Here is a 20,959-nt window from a genome sequence, read left to right as displayed (position 1 = left end):
TGCCTTCTCAACTTGTGCTTTTGCCCAGGTGAATATTCGAGCTACCTTCTCAGCGATCGCTAGCTCATCAACGATGCTGTCAGCTTTCCTAGCCTCTGCTTAATACTGCTCACCTCACCTTCAATGGTTGAGAGGCGATCGCCAACAGTGGACACATCCTCACTCAAGTACTGCCCAATCGCCTGGTAAATCAATTCCGTCTGACTCAAACCTGTCGTCTCAGACAAAGCCTTGAGTTTGCTCACCCATAACTCAGGCACTCTGGCCCCTACCATCTGCTTTGGCATTTCTGGCTACCTTGAAAGCGCTGCTAGCGTCCATCCCTCAAGCTTAACCAAATATTTTGGGCTCGAAGCGTAAACGATGCTAACAACGCTAACGAATTAAGTAAAACTTATCGATTAACGACAGAATCAGGGTTTCAGCGATTTTGAGGCGGAGGCGATCGATAAGCTGGGATTAACTCTGTCTTCCCATTTGGATATAACAACGGCGTACCAATGGTTTGACTGCCTTACCTGAAGAAACTATGATTAGTTCAGGTAAAGCTTCTTGGGGCAGTATGACTGAATGGCAGTGGGAAGACCCCAAAGATTTTTGGTTCACAGGATGCGTCTACCTGACTGAGGAGGAAGAGGAGCACAACCTCACCCACTTCTGGATAGGGCTAGATAAAACTCGCTGTGGCATCAAAGCTGACCGCATCAAACCCTCAAACCATGCGGTGGTCACCTGCCCAGAATGTTCAAAGACCATTTTTTATACGACTGAAGAGTCTTTGCTGCGGCGTCTCGATGAGTTTTTGATATGAAAAGCAATTGGAGGGTGAGGAGACTCTATGAAGCTCACAATCCCAATCTCCATCTGGGATGACTTGAACGATCGCCAACAGTCCTATCTAGAAGTGATTTATCAGCTAGACCAAGAGACTGAGCGCGAGGAAAAGCAACGAGCATTTGCAGGGCAGCGAAGTCCTGCTGCGGAGTGGCGATGGCTATTGTATGGGGAAGTTGCACGCAATAAATCTAGCCGCTTGAAAGAACTGCTTAAAAAAGCTGGACTTGTTGACCCAGGCACAGGCAGCACATTCCAAGCTTTAGAGCGTCGTAAGCTGGTCGAGTGTGATGGTGAAGTGCCTGAGCTAGAAATTAAGCTAACGCCGCTGGGCCGCAAGGCGGTGCGGGCAGGGCTGGGAGAGATACTTCCTAAGCGCACACCGAAGGGTATGTTAAGTGAATTGGCCTGGGAAGCTTTGGTGCTGGCCTATTGTGCTGGACATGAGGGACTGAAGCAGGAGTGGGGGTTCAGGTATGCAGGAATCCACTTCAACGCGTGGGATAGGTTACAGGACTACCGGGAAGGTGCTTTGGTGAAAGAGGTTTCTCATCCAGAGGACTTTAACCTCCCCAGTCCAGGTGCAAATCGAATGCACATCACCTCGTTGGGAACTGAGTTTTACCGTTCCCACTGGGAGAGATATTGGTCTCTCTATCCGGATATCGAAGCTCCTAAGCCTAGTCAGAATGAGCCTGACTTAATTCATTCTCTTCCTGTCGATATTGCCACTCTTGTTCGAGCTAAACGCGGGGAGCGAGGGCTTAGAGAAACAGCTGATGAAATTGGAGGCGGTGTCAGCCCTTCTAGGCTCAGTCGCATTGAGCATGGTAAAAAAACTGACCCATCAACATTGGAACTGGTTTGCAATTGGCTGGGTGTGCCTATGCCTGAAAACATGCTGATACTCAAACAATCGTAAGGATTAAGAATGAAGGTAGATCGTCACGGGCAATCCAAGGTTTTAACGCCCTCTGAGATTGCAAAACTGTTTGAGGCGTTTGAAAGCGATCGCGATCGTGCCCTCTTTGGCATCTGCCTCTACACAGGTTGCCGCATCAGCGAGGCTTGCTCCATGCTCACTACAGATGCTTATGACGCGGTGGGAGTCAGGGCTAAGATGACGCTTCGCAAGGCCAACACGAAGGGGAAGCAGGAGACGCGGCAAATTCCGGTTAACGCAGTTCTGAGGGGCTACTTGGAAACGTACCGAGCCGGGGCGGGTAAGCAGTATCTCTTCCCCGGACGGCACGGGCGCGGGCACATCAACCCAAAGTCAGCCGATGAGATTCTGCGGGAGAAGTGCGATCGCCTGGGGCTGGTGGGGGTGAGCACTCACAGTTTCAGACGAACTGCTTTAACCCAGATGAGCAGCGCGGGGATACCACTGCGAGTCATTCAGGAGATATCAGGGCACCGCAGCTTGCAAGCCCTACAGCGGTATTTGGAGGTTACAGAGATACAGATGGAGGGGGCGATCGCGGCTCTTCACTTTTGAGGTATCGGCGCTTGTTACTAAATCATTTATGGAATAAGGGCGATTGGCTATGATGCAGAAATTGGTTGCCGCCGCTCAACTACAACGTTAGACATATTTCTCTTGGTGAACGGATATGACACGAAAGAACTTCAGAAGATTGCTAGTACTCAGTTGGCTACTCGTAATCCCTGTGGTCATAGTCTCTTTCGCAACCGAGACCTCCCTCCCCCCAGAGTTGCAAAATTACCTCGAAAGAGTAGAAAGCGCTCCGCTTGCAAATGGCGAAATCGTTCTCGCCACCGTGAACACGACATTTATTGTTTTTGCCCTCGTGCTTGCCGCTGGGCTTTTCCGTTTTAGGAGATGGGCAAAGACCCTCCTGCCAATGTACTACGTCCTCGGACTTCTTCTTCTGCCCTTTAATGGGCCTTATGTTGAGTCAGGGTGGGCAACTGTACTTATCCATTCGGGTGTCACATTGGATGGGGTGATTTTGGCTCTCGTTTTTTTCTCTCCTTTGAAAGAATCTTTTGAAACGGACGGCGATGTTTAACAACGGCTTGCACCCTCGTAAATCTAAAAATTAAGAGGTGCGATCGCCGTTCCAATCTCCAGTCCCCGTGCTTCTTCCCTCTGCCCCACCCTGCTGTGACCTCAGAATTTAGTCCTCGCGGATAATGATAGTTTTTCCACTAGGACTAAATTGGACAAACTCTCTGGATGAGCCGAGGGGAGTGAAAGGGCGTGATCAAATACAGCGCGATCGCCTGAATAGACCTACCTTGATTAGGTACCTCGCCAGAGCCTGATCCTTGCGCCGCCCAGTGAGGGCAAGCTACCAAATTAAGGTTAGTTTCTCCTTTGATTCATGTGCAAATCTGCTATGCTTGTAAAAATTGCACATGAATCAAAGATGCCCAAGCTTCAAGACCTACACCAAGCACTCACCACCCTCCAAGCAGAACGCACAAGGATCAGCAGTGAAGGTGAGGTGCTACTTGATTGCTGGGTGGCCCAAACTGGGGCTGGTGGCACTGCTAGAACTGGGAATCTCTATTGGCAAGTCAGAAGCCGAAACCCTATCTTTGACGGTAAGAAGTCGAAGTACCTCAAAGCATCTGAGGTAGCAGAGTACGAAGCGGCGATCGCTCGTGGTAAGCGCATCAAAGCCCTAGGCAAAGAGATTGAGAACTTGCAACAGCGCATCAGTAAAGTAGAGGCATTGCTAGCGACAGTGTGAGCGATCGCCCATGACTACTGGTAGGGAAGAGTGTGCTGGTATGCTGGCTCGACTGGCTGAACTCATTCAAATGTACGAAGACCCAGAAGCAAAGGAAACACTCGTTAAGGCCCAATCACTACTCCAAGGGGCGATCGCCAATGCCTCTGAAGCTGAAGCCGTAGTCATGGTTCGTCTATTTCAAGAGTGTTTGGATAAGAGGAGTAGTCAATGAGAGTGTCAGGTTGAGGGTGTTTAGGGGCGATCGCATTTCTGGCTTGAAGAACTTGAGTTTTGCTGATTTGAAGGAAGCAGGCGATCGCCCATGAAGCAATTACCCATCTACGATCACTACCCCAGCCCAGAAGAGTGGGGGACGGTTAGCAGCTTGAGCGAATCTGAGTTGCAGGAAATCATCAAATTCAGAGGTAGTCACTTAAAAGCGTTTGCCGAGTTGATTGAAGGGGCGCTTTGGCAGACTGGAGCCATGCGGCAAATTAAACGGCTGGGCTGGGATGTATTGAAGAAGAGCGATCGCCTCACCTTGGACTAATTCTCAAACACAAAAGCCCCAGCGCAGGCCAGGGCTCTCTAATTCACTTAGGCAAAGGTTCTATGCCGTTTTCGTTTTCATCTGCCATCTCCAAGAGGCCAGAATGTATCCAGCGTTCGATCTAGCGAGGAAGCTAAGTGAATCATCGCGCAATTCGCTCCCAGCTTTGCTTGCCTGGGAAAAAGTGAACTTCTTTTTTGACATAATAGGCCTAGTTGATTAACTACGGAACCAGCGGTGTACAGCCCTGGTTCTTTTTTGTGCAATAGGCCAGCGATCGCCAAACACTTGATTAACTCAGTAGTGCGGCGATCGCTGGTATCAGCAGTCCAGATTACAAGTCTCTGGCACTAACTGAGATAAACCCCCAAGGGAGGGCGGAGTATACTACTTCCTAGGAGCACGTTGTGAGAGAGCAGAAGCAGCCGCAGTTTTTGCAGCCTTGCTCGCACTCTTGCTACGCAGAACTTTAGAAGCAGCTTTAGCAGCTTTTGCACTAGTCTGGCGTTGAGCCATGATGTTTACCTCCTTTTAGAAGTCAAGCCCCTGATGTTGAAGCCATCGGGGGCTTGCTTTTTAGATTATAGCTACTCTTTCCTAATATTAGTTAGAAAAAAGATCGATAAATGAGTATTTTTCTAGTTTCGTTTACAACCTTGGCACTGATGCGGCATTTAACCTTACAAATGTAAGATTGAATTGGATAGATAGGTTCACTAAGATTGGGTAGTCGTCATGATTAGCGGATTTACCAGGCAGGAGGCTCTTTCAATAACTGGCATAACTTCAGGACGATTGAGCTACCTAGACGAAACAGGACTAGTTAAGCCACAAAGAATTGGCGCTTCAAAGCGGCCTCGGGTGGTTTACTCAGTAGGCCAAATTATTGAGCTGAAGGTCATCAGCAGATTAAGGGAAAAGCTTTCCCTTCAAGAAATTCGGACAGTGATTGCTTTTCTTAAGTCTCGCAACTACGAGCAATCGCTCTTCAACTGCAATCTGATATTTGTTGATGCCGAGCTATATCTGATTGAGGATTGGGAAAGCTTTGGAACGATGGTTCTAAAAGCGTCAGGCAAGAACAAAGGGCAAATTGTCATTCATGAAATTGGAAAAATCGGGGAAGTTATTTCAGACCTGAGAAGAGAGGCTGAAAAGCATCAAGTCCTAGATTTTGAGAAGCGAATTCAAGGAACGCCTCTAGCACTGGCTAATTAAACGCCTAGCAAGGCAACTAAAGTAATCAACAGACTGAAAACTCTAGTTGTCGGCGATCGCTTCTAACCCTCATCCTTCACTTTCCCCAAAATGAGAAAACCCCTGACCATCAAGATCGGGGGTTTTGCTTTAAAGACTTGTGCCTGTGCAAGCAGCGCCTTGGGCTTTGCTGACCGTGCCGTCGGGAGCTGGCAGAATACAAACTTGCTCTGGAAACCACTGCGGCCAAATCCACTTCCCCCAAGTTGGCAGCGTTGCGATCGGCAGTAGTAGCACGAATGCGATCAAGGTTCGTTTCATTGCTTTAGTCATAGTGAGCACCCTAAAGGCTTTAGCTTGGATTAGCGATAGACATAAATATTTGCAGCAACTTATGTGCCCAATAGAAAACATAAGCACCTAGAAGCAAGAACGCTGTCACCCAAAGAGCTAGATTTTTGGATGCCTTAGCAATGAAAAAAGCGATCGCCAGCACCGCAATACAAGCAATCTGCCACATTGCAATTGGTAACACTAACGTCCCCCTGCTCTCTCGCTAGCGGCCCTAGCACCACAACGGCGACCTGCGGAGTCAACGTCATCAGGCGTATCACAAGGCCCACTGCCAGCGCCGCCACTAGAACTATTACCGACTGAGTTACCGCCAAATCCACCAGAGCTAAAGCTTGCTGTAACAGGGCTACCTACTGAACCGCAAAGACCTGTGAGGTCAAACATCTGCCCCGTTTGGTTCTGCATGAAGCAGATGGGAGGATCGAAGCGATTGGCAACGGGTGAGTAACCAGCACCGAGAGTGGAATTAAAACCAGAAGTCCGATCGCTCACTCTTGCTCTCACACCTGATTTAGAGTCACTAGCACCCGTTGAAGGCTGCTCTAATCCGCAAATCACTTCCACCAAAAATTCTTCAGTACCAGCCTTCGGTCGTCGAAATTGCCCGACGCGACCCGATGAGCTCGTAACTGTACCCGCCAGGTTTTCTCTCCTAGTGTTCTTGGTGGCGATTTCATCAGTTGAGCAGTTAACTGATTGCTCCAAAATAGTGACCATACTGCCTTCCCAAGGCACATTCTTCTGCACAAATTCTCGAATGCTGCCATTGAAAATGATGGTGGCTGAGTCAATATAAACGTCGTACCCTTCTGCGGAGGTGTAAACCTTCCTTTCTTCAGCGATCGCAACTCCGGGGAGGCTGACGGCGAGAGGAATGAATGCCACGGAGAGAGCAACGGTTCTGCGTAGGGATTTGAGCATGAATTTTCCGAAAGATGCCTTGTTTAAAATCCCCGCTGTCGAGAGGAAAATCATCACCTAGGTCGTGAAGAGATGGTGAACTCTAGGCGGGGGCGATCGCAGTGAGTAGGATTTACTTTCACAGTCCAGAGGATAGGGCAGATGTCAGGGGTAGTGAGCGTACTTATCAAAGCCAGCAAAACGCTACGCCTACAGCTTTCAAGCGAGCGTAGCGTTCAATAAAAACTGTAAAACTACTATCTGTCTTTGCCGCCGAAAAACTTGTATGCGCCGTATCCAATTGCCCCAGCTACTGCAATAGGAGCCAGTGCGGCTATAGCCGTACCCGCGATCGCCCCACCACCGACTACACCGCCAACAGTTGCAAGTGTGCTCATAATTGCCGCACCAGATGCACCACCTGCTACAGTTGCTGCCCCAACTCCAGCAACCCCGACCGCTGCCCCCATTCCTGTAGCTTGTCGTGCTGCTGCGCGCGCGTCCTGTTCTTCGCTAGACAGTCCAGGCTCATCCCTCCAGACCGTGTTATTGATGATTTGCGCCCCAATCGCTGCGGGGCCAGCCGCTAATACAGCGGGACCAGCAGCCATTCCACCACCGACTACGCCTCCTGCTGCCGCAAGTCCTGAAGTAATTCCAGCGCCTGAGGTTGCTGCAACTGTCAGCCCAGTAGCAGCACTCACGGCAGCTGCTGCCCCCGCCCCAGTCTTTGCCACAGCCTCAGCGTTCTCGCGCAATTCATTTAGGTTCTTTAAATCTTTTAGATCCATACCAAACTCCAGTTAATCCCTTGGCAATGGAGTATGGGACGAAAGCTTGCAAAAATATCTTTAACAACCTCAGATTTTATTAAGCCAATAATATGGACGCTTCCATGCGAACTTCTTGTAAAGATCAAGACTTCCGCCTGTCTACCCAAACGTAAACTTTTAGAAAAGAAAACTAAAAACACGTGCGATTGCGTATCTCTATGGGTAGGTTTGGATAGCCTCCACTAAACCCAAAATGACTCAGCAAACCACCCCCCTAGAGCGAGCTAAGCAAGGCGACCCACAAGCGATCGCTGACTTAATGAACCGTTCACTATCGCCCAAGGGTATCAAAATTAAGGCGAGTGTTTCTGGCGATTGTTTGATGCTGGTTGCAGAATCTCAGTCAGTACCGGATCACCAAATGGTCACTGATTACATTCGTAAAGGGATGGCAGGGCTAGGGGCCGAACCAATCAAGCGGGTAATCATTAAGGGGCAGGCGATCGGCAGTAATACACCTAAATGGAGAGAGAATCTAAGCCTAGGTGATGCACCACCCTCCAATGCAGTTGGTTTGCAAGAAGCCGTCAGCAGCGTTAAAAGTCCTACTAGTTCTCGCTTTGGCCTTTTAGATAGAGTGCGATCGCTAGATGTGCTTCCTGTGGTGAACTCAGTTCTTTTACTAGGGATTTTGCTGGCGACTACGGCTAATATTTTTGCGCCCAAAAAGCCTCCTGCTGTTCAGTGGGAATACAGGGTTGAAGGTATTGATGATACGGATTTCTCGTCTCAAATGCAGTTGCTAGGTAGATCCGGATGGGAAGTAGCATCTGCTCGTCGGGCAACAAGCGGCGAAGGGAGTAGTGCCACTGGATTATATGAAGTAATTCTTAAAAGGCCTATTTACGTCTCTGAGCGAGAAATTCTGGCAGGGGCAAAATCTGAGCTTTTGGCTCAAAAACAATTAGCTGGACAGAGTTTTGTTAGAGCGGTGGTGCTGGGGCAACAGACCCAAATGCTAACCAAGACTCAGTTCGCTTCAAGTGTAAGTGAACTAGGGTTGGGCGTTGAGCCTAATTCAGAAGATTACGATTTTAATATTGCTATTGAAGATCCTACCAAGGTCGTGGTTACTGGATCGAGCAAGAACAATGCATTAAGAAGTTATGCAGGGGCATTGTTCGCTCCCAGTGGTGAGGGAATAGGTAAGCGAATTTTGTGTGAAAGTGAGCAACCCTCTAAAACGCCGCCCACGCCGCCTCAAGTAGCTGATGGCGAACTAACATGTCCATCTGGCTCTATTGAAATACCGGAGGATTAGAATCGCCCTCTGCTCCTACCTGACTGCTCAGCTTTATCTAGGATGCCGCTGAGGGCTTTACGAACCCCCTGCTCTGTTTGCGATGCAGCTTTGCCTTGATCCACATCAGCACCCGTAAACTGATTCACAATCGAGATGCCACCAACTTGGATAGTTACCGATTGCTCCCCAGTCGCGATCGCCGCTGCCCCACTACTTGCTCCCGCAGGTGCCCCTCCTACACCTGGAGCTTTTAGGCTTGGCGCTTGAATAGTTGGAGTAGGAACAACGAACTCTTGCATTCGAGCGAGGAAGTTCTTCCTGATAGTGTCGAAATCCACGGAGGTTGCAGCGGCTTGGTTAGGGGCGATCGCTGGCAGTAGATTTAGCGAAGATGTAGCACCCGCCCCTACTCCAAATTCTTGAGCAACAATAGCGCGATTAAATTGCTCCAGTTGTCCAATTGCATTTCTGCCCGTCAAGCCACCCGTCACAGATGCGAGTGATTCATCTCGAAGGTTTCTGAGTGCCCGTTTGCGATCGCGTGGCCTACGAATATTTTGAGCTAGATCCAGTCTTGCTTGATCCTCTGCCAGTGTTTGCTCGTTAGCGAGGCGTTGCCGCTGTGATGCAGCGTCCTGAGTGTTCAGCCTTCCTTGCACGTCTAACTGCGCTGCACCTACCTCAAGCGCCGCACCCTCTTCCAGTCGAGCCTGGATGCCAAGCTGCGCGGCTCTAACTTGCTCTGGCGTAGCGGCTTTGTCGGACTGTACTCTAGCTAACTCGGCTTGAGCTGACGCGAGTTGAGCTAAGTTGTTTGCCTTGCCGATGCGGTTTTGAATCTTTTCTCTCTCCAACGCAGCCTGATTCTGTTGGATTTGCAATTCTAAAGACTGGCGCTCTAGCTCTTGTTGCTGGCGTGCAGATTGTAAGCGAATTGCTGCTACTGTTTCTGACAGTTTCGCCCTGCGTGTCTCGTTGGTTTCAGTGTCGATCGCAATCTGCAACTCACCTTGAGTTAGGTTGGATACTGACTGGGCGATCGCTTTGCGTTGTTCTAGTAACTGATTTTGACGTTCAGCCGCCTTTGATAGAGTATCGGCTCTACCCTGCTCCACTTGCCCTTGTAGCTCCACTTCACGAGCGTAGTTCTCAGTCTGTTGCTGCTGGCGCTCAAGAAGCTTCAGCCGACGTTCTAGGGCTTTATTTCGTTGTTCTTCGGCCAACGCTTGCTGAGCTAGTCTAATGTCAACTTCGCCGCCAGCTCTTGCCACTTGCTGTTCAATTGCCAGTCGCCTCTCGGCATTTACAGCAATTTCGGATTGTTGTTGTTTTGACTTCTCCAAAAACTGGCTCTGCTGGATATTCAAAGATCCCTGCTGTTGCAGTGCCGATAGTTGTAAGTTAAGAGCCTCTAACTCTTCTGCTGATTTACCGTCACGCTTTGCCCTGATGATTTCTAGCTGAGTCGTAGCAATGTTTCTTTGGTTCTCGACCTGAGCGATTCGGTTCTGAATGATCTCCCTATCAATTTCTAGTTGCTTGATTTGAGCTTGAGTTTTCAGCGACTCCTGCTCAAAAGCTTGCGATCGCGCCAAGTTCGCAAGGCGTGTTTCAGCAAGCCCTACTTCTAAGCCTGCTCTCTTCTCAGAGTCTTTTGTTAGCCTAATTTGATTCTGGATCTGAGATTCTTGGGCTGAGGCTTCAGCTTGGGCAACACCATTGCGACTATCCTTTAGCTCCTGCGTTAACTGAATCTCCTTCGACCTAGTATCAATACCAGAGGCTTGGCGCTCTAGCTGTTGAATTTGCATTGCTGCCAAGTTCGCGATTGCTTGTTTACGTTGTTCTATGCGGCGCTCAAATAACCGCTGTTCTTGTTCAGCAGCAGCTTTTTGTTGTTCCAACTGAACTCTGGCTAATTCCTTCTCTAGATCCTTTGCCTCAAAGTTTTTAGCCTTACGAGCGTCAATTTGTTTTTGCAACATCTCCTGTTGCTTAAGGTTTAGATCCTGCTGGATTTTGAATGTCTCATCAGCTAAACCTTGCTCAGAGATGCGTCCCTGTGCCCGCCTGATTTGTAAGCGAACAGTATTAATTGACGCTTGCTCCTGCTGCTTTTTAAATTGGTTCTCGGTTAGGCGATCGCTTTGAGCGAACTCTTTAGCCTGAATCTGGGTGCGTAGAATTGACGCTTGTTGTTCTAATTCAACTCGTCTGAGATTGCCTTCTTGGTAAGTCGCAATCTGCTTTCCAATTAAACCTAGTCGGTTGCGATCGCTTTGAAGCTCAAGTTGAATAACCTTGGTTTCGGTTTCCTCAGCGGTTTTTACCTTGGCTTGCCCTAGTGTTTTTGATTTCTCAATCTCAACATTGATTGCAGCGTTGTCCCGCTCGGTAGCTTTCGCCTGTAGTTCTGCGATTTGCTTTAACCCAGCTATGCGCTGTTCTGGATCTAAATAGCTGCCAGTTACATTGCCAACGGTAACGGTGTCATCAAGTGCCAGCTTTAATTTGGCGATCGCATCTTCCGCTGTAATAGCGTCTTGACTAAATGCCGCCAACACAGCTTCTTGATAGGCAGAGGAATCGGCACGTAGCTTGTCTTGATCCTCTTGAAGATTTTTGTTTACCGAACTTTGGTGATCCTTGAGTGCAACCTCCGCCGCTTGCAACTGCTTATTGAGCGAGGTTTGAACTGGATTCCCTCCCTGCGTCCCAGGCGTAGTGGCAACGTTAGCATTCAAGATCAACGTTTGTTTTAGTTTTTCCTGCTGCTCAATGTACTTTTTATTAGCCTCGAAGTTATCCTTTAAAGCACTAGTCTGGTCTTTCAGCTTCTCAATTTGAGCTTGCAGCGCTGCCTGCCTGCCTGGGTCTTTCTCTTTTTGAATGGCCTGTTCTAAACCTGACAGGTATTCATCATTAACTTTTTTGCGCTGCTCAAATACCTGTTGCTCTTTGGACATGTCATCAACAGTCAAAGACATGCCTGCTCGCAACTTAGCGTTAGTTTCTTCAGTGAGCAAATATCCCTTACTTAGAGATTGATTTGCTTTTGTGGTGTCAATGATTTTGTCATAGGTTCTATCAGTCACCTTCCCAAACGCTTCGATTGCAGGCATCTGCCTGTTCATTGCGTCATAGTTCTCAGGGATTCCTACAATAAAATCACCAAAACCCTTGATTAGATTTAGTCCTGGCGTTTTTTCCGCAAACGAGTCAATGTTGTTTCCAACCCCGGCGATCGCCTTACCTAAGTCGCCAAAGAAACTCCTGTTTTCTTTCTGAACTTCAACAGTTTGATTAAAGCTTTTTCGAAGTTTGTCATCTTGGGCCAAGACTCCATCTAAAGACTTGGCATACTTGCGAGCTTCAGCACTAGCGCCAAAAAACTGGTCAAACAGCAACGCGCCTGCTGCGGCCAACGCTCCAGCAGCAATAATCACTGGACCCGCTGCTACCCACAAAGCGCCCATTGCCGCAGTAGCACCACTAGCTGCCCCAGAGAATAGACCCATTGCACCTGTGGCAATACCTTTGGCGATCGCCACTCCTTTGCTAGCTGCGTTGTTAGCCGCCAATGCCGTAGTATTCGCCGCAATCTGAGTCGTCAGCAATTGCCGCAAGGGAATCTCAGTCAACAGCAGCTTATTGAGTCCACCAAAGATCCCGGTTGAAGCAAACGCGACCTCTTTGCCAAAGAGTCGAGTTTTAATCAGGTTGCTTTCGGCTACTTGGTTAACTGTCTTGGCTGTGGTATTTTGCGCGATCGCTGCCGTTTCTGCCCCTTCCGCGATCGCACCCTGTGCCGTGACTGTGTTCTTGGCTAGCTGAGAAGTCGTGGCCTTTGTTGTGGCGAGAGATTGAGCCTCGATCGCCGTTGACTGCACCACCAAAGCTGAGGTCATATCCTGCGCGTTCTTGGCAGGAGGCAGTGCCAACGGCTTCATAGCCACAGGTTCAATCTCAACCGGGAGCGATTGCTTGGGTTGAGGGAGGGCTTTGCGATCGTCTACAACCGGAACCGCTTCCACGTCGATGGTGATAATGCCATCTGAGGCGCGATCGCGAACCACTTGCTTGGCGCGTCCTACAGTGTCCTGAACTTTTTGGGTGACTTGCTCCGCTGCCTGTTGCCCCTGCTTTACCGCATCTTGAGCCACAGATTGAGCTTGGGCTGCAACATCTTGGGCAATTTGCTTACCCTGCTCTGCCACTTGTGAAGCGGTCTCTTTGGCTTTATCTACCGGAGACTTGCCCCCACCTCCAATAAAGTCGTCTAGTTTTTGTGTTGCTTTATCCTTAAACGCTTGGGCTGCTTCGGCGGCTTTTTGCAAGAGACTATTGTTTGATGCCAGGTTCTGAGCTTTTTTACCTAACTCAGAATTCATTGCCTTTTCAGCGATCGCACTGGCTGTCGTTACTGCGGTATTGGCGACAGTGGCAGCAGTATTCTTGGCCGTCTCTGCGTTCTCTTTGGTGAAGAGTTTGCTGAACTGCTCTTTGGCTTTGCCCAGTACAGTGGTCTTCTCAGTTTGTTGGAGTAGGGCTGCGGTGGTTTCGGTGACACTGAGGCGCGATCGCTGGTCGAAGCCAAACGCCTGCAAGCCAACTGCCAACAATCCCTTGCGCTGCTGAATCAGCGCTTTCATTACCTCCAGCTCTTGACCCAGTTGCCCCGTGAACGCCAGAGCAATCACGCGGTTGGTGAGGTAGGCTTTACCGAGGTCGAAGATAGTTGCGATCGCAGCTTGTCCCGCACCCATGAATGCTCTAGTAGCAATTTGGGCGGCGACTAATTGACCAATGCCAACCTTGATGGGCTCTGGCAGGGAGTTAAAAGCAGTTGCAAGATTGTCCAGAAAATCGATCGCGCCCTGAAACGATGGCGCAACACCTTGACCAATCTTAATCAGCAGTTCGCCAAACTTATTAACGATGCGCTCAAAGTCTTTAGCTCGGTTTCCGAGGCTGATACCGAATACTTCCTCTAATGACTTGGACGTATTCTGGCCTAGCTTGACCGTAACCGCTTCAAAATCTTTGGCATTATTTGCCATCAAACCGAGGGCGGTACTGTATGCCAGCGACTCAGGGATGATGTTGGCCAACGCTTGAGCATTGCCACCTGTCGCTTTGTTCAGGTCTTGCAATGCCTTAACTAAACCCTTGGCCTTAATCTCGGCAATGTCAAACTTGATGGGCTTGCCGGATTCGTCGCGCAAGTTAGCCAGCGCTGCTGCTGCCTGTGGGGTTTTATCGATGATAATTCGGGACAGTGACTCAATCCCGGTTAGGGCTGTATCGGTCGTTGTACCCTTGGTGGTAAGAACCGCGACCGCACCACCCAACTCCTCAAGCTTGACCCCTGCTTCTTTGGCTACCGTCGCCGTTTGTCCAAAGTTGTTGGTCAGCTCTGGAACAGTAGTGATACCTTGATCTACGATGCCGTTCAGGACCGACGCGACCCTGCCCGCATCGCCCGCTTCTAGTTTGTAAGCTTGTAAAGTTTTAACCAGCAATCGTAAGGTAGAACCTGACTCGGCTTGACCCACAACCGAAAGCTTTAGACCCGCCTCTAGGACTTGGCGAGAAGAGTTGGCATCAGTAAACCCGCCTGACAGAACTTCATACTGACCCGCGAGAGCAGAGGTGGAAGTAACAGCATTTTTGAGTGGGCCATTTACCAAGTCTTGAACCGCGCCGCCGTTCTTCTGTAGCTCCTCGGTGTTGGCACGAGCACTATTGCCTAACCCATCCATCCGAGTGTCCGATCGCAGGATGGTCCCAACACGAGTTAGACTCTCTTCAAACTGAGTTAGGCGAGCAACCGCACTAATAGCAAAACTATCCAGCTCCTGCTGGTTAAATTTCAGCGCTTCACCCAGTTGTTGAAACTGTTGAATAGAGGAGGTATCAACCCCGATCGCCTCACCTAGCGCCGTAGTCTGAGGGAGGCGATCGAGTGACGCAGCAATCCCGGCGACTCCCTTGGCCGCAATATCAAAATAGCCTTTGATATCCAAAAAGTTACTGAATGTTGTAGCAACCTTGAGTCCTTGAACACCGACCTTGCCAAGGTTCGCTGCTAGTTTTTCTGCCTGCTCAGACCCTAAAGCAACTTGAGAAGCTGTGCCCCCTGCGACCTTTTGGACGCGCCCTAATCCAGCCGCCACTGCATCAGAAGACTTGAACAGCCCCGTCATGGCTTTAACGCCACGCTCAATGGTGTCACTAAAGCCGTTGTCTGAAGCCTTAAATCTAATCTCTGCGGTAGCTTCTGCCATTACGATCGCTGGGTGACTCTACCCTTCACTGTTCCCGATCACGAGAGCAAGGCGTGGCGACTGTAGAAAAGCTAGAGTCTTCAGTTGCCGGATAGTCAGGTTCTAATTAGCTGCGTGTGGGTTGGCTCGATCGTCAGCAGGGCAACGCACACAATCTGCCATCTTGATTACGTACTCACACGTCGCAGCACCCACTGCCACCAATCAGCACTTATTGGCACAGTCTGTCACATATCCCAGGTTGCGATCGCAGTAATCAGCCGCATGAGTCACCTTTTGGCACCCCCTGCCACAATCAGCCGCCGTTGTTTCGCTGCCGCAACTTGTTCCGCACTGGCTCCCCAAAATGTGATCGCGCCAGTTCGTTTTTGTGCCATACCTAACACCTTCCTGCCGCACTTCTGCGCCAGCGATTACCGCACTTTTTGCCGCACCTTGCGACAGGCGCTTCCCGAAGCGCGACAGCGACAGGCTTCTCTTTGCGCCATACCTAACGCCTGCGGTCGCGTCCCTTGTCGCGTGGTTACGGCATCCTGTCGCGTGACCGTCGCACACTTGCCGCAAGTCTTTCAAACCGAGCTAATCCGCGCCATCGCCGTATGGCAAAACTGCCGCACTGTAGATTTTGCCGCACTTCTGACGCACTCTTGACGCACCTTTAGGACCAATGGGGTATGAATCCGCTTTCATCGGCTTCTGTTATTGATTTTGCCGCACTTCTGACACAGCCTTGACGCACTTTTGACGCAGTTCATCCATCCTTAAAAATGGAATGGAAGTTGATTCAACTCGCTGCCTGTCGTAGCAATCGCCCAACTTCTGACGGAACAGGGTTAGAGCGATCGGGCAAGAAGGGGTGGTCTTCCACCCCCGAAACTTTTAGCCGATCAGGCTAGTAGCAGCAACGCCTATAAAACCAACTGCTGCGTAAGCTACGGCTTCGCGAACTTTCCGCAACCGAGCTAGGCGCTTGACTTCAGCCAGTTTGTTTAGCACCCAAACTTGAAGGCGATCGCGCATCACGTAGCCCAGCTTACGCACCCTCTTTACCAGCGGCTTAGCAAAGAACCATGCAATCTGATGCGGCCTCATTCCGCTGTACTCCAGTTCATCCACACAGGTCCGAACCTGTTGCCCTGCTCGGAGGCAATAAATAGCCGCGATCGCAGTCCAAAGTGCAATCAATCTAGATACATCCCAAGTCAGGCGAAGTGCTGGCCCCCAATGCTGCTTGAGAATCGCGTGGGCATCAAGTGCTCCATCCACAGCTGCAACCTTGAGCTGTAGCGCCTTGTCGCAAGCGTCTTGCTTGAGTTGTTCGTAGTCGGCATTATGTACCGCTACAGCAGCTTCTTTGACAGTTGCGATCGCTTTGTCTGCTGCGGGCTTTAACTGAACCGCGATCGCCTCTAACACTTGCTGCCAGCCAGCCGTTGTGCGGAGGTCAACATTCAAGCCGTGACACTCAGCCCAGTCTTTAACTTGGGAAGCAGTGGAAGCTGCGAGGGTAGCGAGAACTTGAGACTTGATGGTGGAGAGTTGCATTGTGAAAAACCTCTGCGTGTGGTGAAAACCGCTTGAAGCGATGCGGTTTGTTTGCATGTATCTAAATTACTATGATATTTTTTAATTGTCAATCAATTAATGATTAAAGATTTAATGAATATCGAAGAACTCAGGCAGAGGGCGGGACTAACAGCTGAGCAGATAGCCGAAAGCTGCGGCAAATCGAGCGGCACTATCCGCAATTGGGAGGCAGGGCGATCTATTCCCAAGCTAGAACCAAGAGAAATGATGCAGGTGTTAGCGGCTTATCAATGCACTTTGGAGGAATTCTCTGAGGCTATTGATGTGTCACGCATTGAACAAAAGCGTAAGAAACCAGGGAGAAAAGCAGGCGATCGCAACCCATAGCCAGCAAAAAGCCCACCTCAGAGAAGTGGGCCACAAGGGTACGAATTCAGCGATGGAACTATAAAGCTTTTAGGTCTGCTTCCGCAGCACTCCTGATAGGCTCCAATCGCTTATGAGGAATACTCTCGTCTAGCTCGATTGAGTACCACCAGCCACAATCGGCTTTGCTGAAACCTAACTCAGTGACGTAATCCATGCCGACGATCACCCCGTAGTCATCCCACTGGTCATCAATTCTCACTCGTTGCCAGAAACGGAATTTAGGTTTATGAATGGCAGGTGGTAGGCGAATACAAATGGCTTTAATTTTGGTTCGCATGTTGCACCTTTACCAAGTTTTCTGGAGTTCAACGCTAGGGGTATAGCGACGACCGATGATGATCTCTAACGGCTTGCCAAGTAGATAGCGCGATCGCCAGAGGTCATCAGCTTCGTCAACGCAATCTGTGTAGACGATGTAGCGATCGGGTGCTGGGACAACATCAGAAGTTGGCCTTACGAGGGTAAGCCATTTCAAAAACCTGCTATCCATACTTCATGCCCCCTCTGTGGATTGGGTTTTTTTGACCTTAAAAAGGAGCTTTGAAGTGGCATATTGGTGATCCCCCGACCAGATCTCTAGGTAGTAGCCAGTGAGCCAAAAAGCACCGCAATATTCTCGCCAAATTCGCTCTGCCACATCTTCCTCGTCAGACCACAACCGCACAATTACAATCCCTTCCCTGACCTCAATTTTGATTTTCTGCGGCTCCTTGATTGAACCCACCATCTTGAAAAAGAAGTGATCAAACAAGGGCATTGATTTGTCGTAATCCAGCAGCATTCGTATGGGGAGGGATTGAATCAACTCCCTACCGCAATTAATGTCTATTTCCTCAAAACCTACTTCGTTGGCTCCCTTGACCATATTGTCGAGAAAAGGGTCTTCAATGAGGCGATCGCAATCCTCCAGTGAGTTGCATGAAATTTCGAGCCTATTTAAGCTGAGGTCTATGGAAAGGAAACATTTGAAATTTTTTAGCACGAGCTTCTGCTTTATGATTTCTGTGAGATTCATGGCTTCTTCCTCTTTGGTGGCTTTATAGCAATGTCGTCTAGCGTCAATCGGTGACGGGTGTAGAGATACAGTCTTTTGCCTATCCAGAGATCCACATGCTTCAGTGAACCTTGGCCTAGCTTGAGAATGGGTAGAGCACGCCATAGCTCTCCGGCTTGGTACTTGTCGCCAACGTGAACTTCAATCAGCTCGTTGAGAATCTGAACTCTCACACCTTGCGGCTCTCTGATTAGTGAAATCCATTCGTAGAAGCGCTTGTCCTCTGGGGTGAAGATTTCGTGCATCACTGCGCCTCCTTTGCTGCCCTACTAGGAACTCTCTTGCGCCATGCCTCTCTCCCAATGGATAGGAATAGACGGCAACTTTCATCTGCACTCAGGCGATCGCCAGCTTCTTCATCGTTAAGAAACTCGCGGATCGCCAATTGTGCGGTAGCTGTTTCTGCCCAATACATACAGGCTTGTACGGCATCAGAGGCGCAATCGAATTGATGAGCTAAAGGAATAAACTCGTTGTCCTCAAATTGGCGCGGATGCTGGATGTGTGCAGTCCAACCGTCTGATTCGGGAGTCACTTTGACGACCCAGCCGTGATAGGGGAATTGAATATTTTGCATGACTAACCCCGATTGAAATGGTTCTTGCCGTAGTGGTGACAGCCAGCCCACACGGAGACAAGTCTTTGATAGCCTGCGTCCACTGCCATTCTTAGAAGCTGGTCGCAAAGAAACACATCGGCGCACACCACCTTGATTTCATTGCTTGTAATAGTGATCTCAATTTTTTCTAGCTCGTCTATCTCGGCTAAAACTTGTCCTAGCCATTGCAAGGTTTCTACGTTGTCGCTGATTCGTTGATTAACGCGATCGCTTAAATTCAAATTCATGACCAAATCCTTTAATCCAGTGCTGTAAGGTTCGCTTCGAGATCTGTGTCGTTAATGCCGTCATCGAAGTGGATGTAATACCAGAAGCCAGGTTGATGGTGTTCTGGGTTGTGAACAATGCCGTAAATCGTTCCAGCGCTTTGCATGGTGCCCGCGTCGCTACTTCCGGTGTGGATGACTCGGTGGAATAACCGGAACTGCGGTTGCGGGTACTTGGATGTCATAGGGGCGACCTTGCGATCGCCCTACCTCTCAACTAGAACGGTGCATCGCACCATTGATACTGAGTGGTATGCCAGCCAGTACCGAGCACCACATCAAGGCACTTATCGATCGCAGCTAGACAAGGATTGAGCACCACCACATCAGCAGTGGCTTGCTTGCCTGATTTGTGAGTGATTTGAGCGATCGCACGGTAGGTGTGCTCTGGATACTTGATGGCGTTGGGATGTGTGCAGTAAATGCGACCACTGCCACGCTCGTCTTCACCGGATTGAGAGGGAGTAGTGGAAGGAGCGATCGCTGAAGTGTTTTCTACAACAAGAGTTTGAGGCATAATTCTGTTAGACCTTTGCGAATTGGTTTATAGAGGAGCGCTTTCAGTTGTCCAGACCGGGGCGCTTTCTCTATGCTTCTAGATTACAACAATCGTTGTATAAAGGTCAACTATATTTGTATAACTATTGTTATAGTTATGGTGCAATGAGTTCAGACGGGAATCGAATTATGAGATTACGGGAGCGTGCAGGCTTGACCCAAAGGCAGGTAGCACAAGCTTTAGGCAAAACAGATCAGACTGTTAGCAACTGGGAGACGGGTGCTAGAGCACCAAAGTTGACACCTACAGAAATGTTGGTGTTGTGCAGAGTATTAAATTGCACCCTCGAAGAGCTAGCAACTGAAGTTGAAAATCTGCAACAAAATTGAAGCGGGGCGATCGCATTACAACTACATTAAGGGCAAGCATTTTGATGCCATGAGATGGCTATAACCAGGGATGTCACGTTAAGCAATCTAGTAGGAAATCCAAAATGCTCAATGTGCATTTACTTGGTGATGGCATCTCTGTAGGCACGCTTGTTCTAAGAGATTTGATTCAAAAATACCGCCAGCATTTAATCAGCGTGGCAGCAGTCGTGCGAAACGACGATCCAATGAATCAATCATCTAGTTGCAGTTTTGTGGTCGTGTTTAGGGAGCCTGCCTCTATCGGGCAACTGACCGCTTTTGTAAGTTTGTGGAGCACAACTAGCGCTGACCCTTATAGCGGGGAGGGGCCTCGTACGTTCAACGAGATGATGGAATTTTTGAAAGAAAAAGAATTGGTGGCTACTCAATTAGTTGCTGATTTTGAAACCCATCCTCTCCAGGGATACGGATCTCAAGCGGAGTGGGAAAAGTTTCTTAGAGAGAAGCTGTTGGGTGACGCTGGCTTCTCTGCTTTTCCTTTCGGAGGAATGGAAGGCTTTTGGCAGTCATTTCAAAAGCAGATCGAAGGTATCGCTGATATTAAGTAGCAGGAAAGGAGGCAAGCATGGGGGCATTACTTCCGCGAATCGGTACCACGAGCTGCACTAGAGCAATCACCTTGCTAGAGAACCAGCGAAAAAGCATTGTTGGTACATTTTGGGTGATGAGTGGCTATGGATTCGATGAAAGCCCTATTCCAGACTGGTGGACAAGTCTTGTTCGTGAAGACAATCAAGCTCAGGCAATCCTGGATGCAAATTCTAAAGGTTATTTTTCAGGAGGGCACAACAACCCGCTATATCTTGGCTTCTGCATCGTGGTAGTGGCAAATCAAAGTGATCCTGCTAACTTCTCCTACGTCATAGAACACCTTCGAATGTGCAAAATTGAGGGACTAGAGTTGCTAGAACTTCTGGCTAAACACAATATTCCTGCTCACACAGAAGTCACTTATCCAATGAGTTTCTTGAATACGCGGTACGAGCACGAAAAAGCTATTCCAAGATATTTAAAGACGCTAGATGGATGGAGCACTCAAGTATGGGAAGACTACTGTAGCTATCTTCTAGCAGAACATGGTCAGAGCATGATAGAAGGATACTGGTCAAACCCTTCTTAACTTCTCATACAACATACTAAAACACTTAAAACTTATCTGATTTTCTAATAAAAGCCCCGCCAGTTTATAGCGGGGTTTTTCTGTCGGGTGGTGTCGGGTAACTTGTCGTTTTTT

The 20,959-nt window shown here is 49.1% G+C and carries 29 protein-coding genes; 14 read left to right on the top strand and 15 right to left on the bottom strand.

Annotated elements, in window-relative coordinates:
• Nucleotides 1–59: 59 nt before the first annotated feature.
• Nucleotides 60–287 (bottom strand): ribbon-helix-helix domain-containing protein, encoded by a 228-nt coding sequence (locus KME12_23560; GenBank protein ID MBW4490762.1) that lies wholly within the window; start codon nucleotides 285–287, stop codon nucleotides 60–62.
• A gap of 242 nt (nucleotides 288–529) precedes the next feature.
• Between KME12_23560 and KME12_23555 the strand changes: the two genes are divergently transcribed.
• The 8 genes from KME12_23555 to KME12_23520 all read left to right on the top strand — a co-directional run bounded on the left by KME12_23555 (nucleotide 530) and on the right by KME12_23520 (nucleotide 5,304).
• Entirely contained in the window at nucleotides 530–811 is a 282-nt protein-coding gene (locus KME12_23555) for a hypothetical protein (GenBank protein MBW4490761.1), read from the top strand.
• A gap of 27 nt (nucleotides 812–838) precedes the next feature.
• Nucleotides 839–1,756 (top strand): helix-turn-helix transcriptional regulator, encoded by a 918-nt coding sequence (locus KME12_23550; GenBank protein MBW4490760.1) that lies wholly within the window; start codon nucleotides 839–841, stop codon nucleotides 1,754–1,756.
• Between the two features lie 9 nt (nucleotides 1,757–1,765).
• The gene (locus KME12_23545; GenBank protein MBW4490759.1) at nucleotides 1,766–2,332 is read left to right on the top strand and encodes a site-specific integrase; all 567 of its coding nucleotides are present in this window, start codon (nucleotides 1,766–1,768) and stop codon (nucleotides 2,330–2,332) included.
• Nucleotides 2,333–2,447: 115 nt separating this feature from the next.
• On the top strand, nucleotides 2,448–2,867 hold the full coding sequence (locus tag KME12_23540; GenBank protein MBW4490758.1) for a hypothetical protein: 420 nt from the start codon (nucleotides 2,448–2,450) through the stop codon (nucleotides 2,865–2,867).
• A gap of 360 nt (nucleotides 2,868–3,227) precedes the next feature.
• Complete coding sequence (locus KME12_23535; protein ID MBW4490757.1) at nucleotides 3,228–3,554, top strand: hypothetical protein; 327 nt, start codon at nucleotides 3,228–3,230, stop codon at nucleotides 3,552–3,554.
• Between the two features lie 10 nt (nucleotides 3,555–3,564).
• On the top strand, nucleotides 3,565–3,768 hold the full coding sequence (locus KME12_23530) for a hypothetical protein (protein ID MBW4490756.1): 204 nt from the start codon (nucleotides 3,565–3,567) through the stop codon (nucleotides 3,766–3,768).
• A gap of 90 nt (nucleotides 3,769–3,858) precedes the next feature.
• Complete coding sequence (locus KME12_23525) at nucleotides 3,859–4,086, top strand: hypothetical protein (protein MBW4490755.1); 228 nt, start codon at nucleotides 3,859–3,861, stop codon at nucleotides 4,084–4,086.
• A 735-nt stretch (nucleotides 4,087–4,821) separates the two neighbouring features.
• On the top strand, nucleotides 4,822–5,304 hold the full coding sequence (locus tag KME12_23520; GenBank protein ID MBW4490754.1) for a MerR family transcriptional regulator: 483 nt from the start codon (nucleotides 4,822–4,824) through the stop codon (nucleotides 5,302–5,304).
• A 129-nt stretch (nucleotides 5,305–5,433) separates the two neighbouring features.
• On the opposite strand, the gene KME12_23515 is transcribed toward KME12_23520, so the two are convergent.
• The 4 genes from KME12_23515 to KME12_23500 all read right to left on the bottom strand — a co-directional run bounded on the left by KME12_23515 (nucleotide 5,434) and on the right by KME12_23500 (nucleotide 7,328).
• Nucleotides 5,434–5,616 (bottom strand): hypothetical protein, encoded by a 183-nt coding sequence (locus tag KME12_23515; GenBank protein ID MBW4490753.1) that lies wholly within the window; start codon nucleotides 5,614–5,616, stop codon nucleotides 5,434–5,436.
• A gap of 19 nt (nucleotides 5,617–5,635) precedes the next feature.
• Complete coding sequence (locus tag KME12_23510; GenBank protein MBW4490752.1) at nucleotides 5,636–5,818, bottom strand: hypothetical protein; 183 nt, start codon at nucleotides 5,816–5,818, stop codon at nucleotides 5,636–5,638.
• On the bottom strand, nucleotides 5,818–6,558 hold the full coding sequence (locus KME12_23505) for a hypothetical protein (GenBank protein MBW4490751.1): 741 nt from the start codon (nucleotides 6,556–6,558) through the stop codon (nucleotides 5,818–5,820). Before KME12_23505 ends, KME12_23510 begins: the two co-directional genes overlap by 1 nt.
• A gap of 236 nt (nucleotides 6,559–6,794) precedes the next feature.
• Complete coding sequence (locus KME12_23500) at nucleotides 6,795–7,328, bottom strand: hypothetical protein (GenBank protein MBW4490750.1); 534 nt, start codon at nucleotides 7,326–7,328, stop codon at nucleotides 6,795–6,797.
• Between the two features lie 235 nt (nucleotides 7,329–7,563).
• Between KME12_23500 and KME12_23495 the strand changes: the two genes are divergently transcribed.
• Complete coding sequence (locus KME12_23495; GenBank protein MBW4490749.1) at nucleotides 7,564–8,631, top strand: type IV pilin-like G/H family protein; 1,068 nt, start codon at nucleotides 7,564–7,566, stop codon at nucleotides 8,629–8,631.
• On the opposite strand, the gene KME12_23490 is transcribed toward KME12_23495, so the two are convergent.
• Nucleotides 8,628–14,900, bottom strand: coding sequence for a phage tail tape measure protein (locus tag KME12_23490; GenBank protein MBW4490748.1), 6,273 nt, complete (start codon nucleotides 14,898–14,900; stop codon nucleotides 8,628–8,630). The genes KME12_23495 and KME12_23490 overlap by 4 nt on opposite strands.
• Nucleotides 14,901–15,164: 264 nt before the next feature.
• Between KME12_23490 and KME12_23485 the strand changes: the two genes are divergently transcribed.
• Complete coding sequence (locus KME12_23485; protein MBW4490747.1) at nucleotides 15,165–15,551, top strand: hypothetical protein; 387 nt, start codon at nucleotides 15,165–15,167, stop codon at nucleotides 15,549–15,551.
• Between the two features lie 228 nt (nucleotides 15,552–15,779).
• Here the strand turns inward: KME12_23485 and KME12_23480 are convergent, their stop codons facing one another.
• A complete protein-coding gene (locus tag KME12_23480) occupies nucleotides 15,780–16,445 on the bottom strand; it encodes a hypothetical protein (protein MBW4490746.1) in 666 nt (221 codons plus the stop codon).
• Between the two features lie 114 nt (nucleotides 16,446–16,559).
• On the opposite strand from KME12_23480, the gene KME12_23475 reads away from it, so the two are divergent.
• Nucleotides 16,560–16,814, top strand: a complete 255-nt coding sequence (locus KME12_23475) for a helix-turn-helix domain-containing protein (GenBank protein ID MBW4490745.1) — start codon at nucleotides 16,560–16,562, stop codon at nucleotides 16,812–16,814.
• Nucleotides 16,815–16,872: 58 nt separating this feature from the next.
• On the opposite strand, the gene KME12_23470 is transcribed toward KME12_23475, so the two are convergent.
• The 8 genes from KME12_23470 to KME12_23435 are packed head-to-tail and all read right to left on the bottom strand — an operon-like array spanning nucleotide 16,873 to nucleotide 19,312.
• Nucleotides 16,873–17,133: a hypothetical protein gene (locus tag KME12_23470; protein MBW4490744.1), complete on the bottom strand. Its 261-nt coding sequence runs from the start codon at nucleotides 17,131–17,133 to the stop codon at nucleotides 16,873–16,875.
• A 9-nt stretch (nucleotides 17,134–17,142) separates the two neighbouring features.
• A complete protein-coding gene (locus KME12_23465) occupies nucleotides 17,143–17,346 on the bottom strand; it encodes a hypothetical protein (protein ID MBW4490743.1) in 204 nt (67 codons plus the stop codon).
• A gap of 3 nt (nucleotides 17,347–17,349) precedes the next feature.
• Nucleotides 17,350–17,871 carry a hypothetical protein gene (locus tag KME12_23460; protein MBW4490742.1) on the bottom strand — a complete coding sequence of 174 codons (522 nt, stop codon included), beginning with the start codon at nucleotides 17,869–17,871 and terminating at the stop codon, nucleotides 17,350–17,352.
• Nucleotides 17,868–18,155 carry a hypothetical protein gene (locus KME12_23455; protein ID MBW4490741.1) on the bottom strand — a complete coding sequence of 96 codons (288 nt, stop codon included), beginning with the start codon at nucleotides 18,153–18,155 and terminating at the stop codon, nucleotides 17,868–17,870. Before KME12_23455 ends, KME12_23460 begins: the two co-directional genes overlap by 4 nt.
• Entirely contained in the window at nucleotides 18,155–18,487 is a 333-nt protein-coding gene (locus tag KME12_23450; GenBank protein MBW4490740.1) for a hypothetical protein, read from the bottom strand. The genes KME12_23455 and KME12_23450 overlap by 1 nt, the downstream gene beginning before the upstream one ends.
• Before the next feature lie 2 nt (nucleotides 18,488–18,489).
• Nucleotides 18,490–18,756 (bottom strand): hypothetical protein, encoded by a 267-nt coding sequence (locus tag KME12_23445; protein MBW4490739.1) that lies wholly within the window; start codon nucleotides 18,754–18,756, stop codon nucleotides 18,490–18,492.
• A gap of 11 nt (nucleotides 18,757–18,767) precedes the next feature.
• Nucleotides 18,768–18,980 (bottom strand): hypothetical protein, encoded by a 213-nt coding sequence (locus KME12_23440; GenBank protein ID MBW4490738.1) that lies wholly within the window; start codon nucleotides 18,978–18,980, stop codon nucleotides 18,768–18,770.
• 32 nt (nucleotides 18,981–19,012) lie between these two features.
• Nucleotides 19,013–19,312, bottom strand: coding sequence for a hypothetical protein (locus tag KME12_23435; protein MBW4490737.1), 300 nt, complete (start codon nucleotides 19,310–19,312; stop codon nucleotides 19,013–19,015).
• A gap of 146 nt (nucleotides 19,313–19,458) precedes the next feature.
• Here KME12_23435 and KME12_23430 point away from each other — a divergent pair, with 146 nt between their 5' ends.
• The 3 genes from KME12_23430 (at nucleotide 19,459) to KME12_23420 (ending at nucleotide 20,845) form a co-directional block, all read left to right on the top strand.
• On the top strand, nucleotides 19,459–19,683 hold the full coding sequence (locus tag KME12_23430) for a helix-turn-helix domain-containing protein (GenBank protein MBW4490736.1): 225 nt from the start codon (nucleotides 19,459–19,461) through the stop codon (nucleotides 19,681–19,683).
• Between the two features lie 104 nt (nucleotides 19,684–19,787).
• Nucleotides 19,788–20,273: a hypothetical protein gene (locus KME12_23425; protein ID MBW4490735.1), complete on the top strand. Its 486-nt coding sequence runs from the start codon at nucleotides 19,788–19,790 to the stop codon at nucleotides 20,271–20,273.
• 17 nt (nucleotides 20,274–20,290) lie between these two features.
• Nucleotides 20,291–20,845, top strand: coding sequence for a hypothetical protein (locus tag KME12_23420; GenBank protein MBW4490734.1), 555 nt, complete (start codon nucleotides 20,291–20,293; stop codon nucleotides 20,843–20,845).
• The last annotated feature ends 114 nt before the right edge of the window (nucleotides 20,846–20,959 follow it).

The sequence above is a fragment of the Trichocoleus desertorum ATA4-8-CV12 genome (assembly GCA_019358975.1).
GTDB classification, from domain to species: Bacteria; Cyanobacteriota; Cyanobacteriia; order FACHB-46; family FACHB-46; genus Trichocoleus; species Trichocoleus desertorum_A.
The sequence above is the reverse complement of the archived record's forward strand: the minus strand, read 5'-3'. Positions and strand labels throughout refer to the sequence as shown.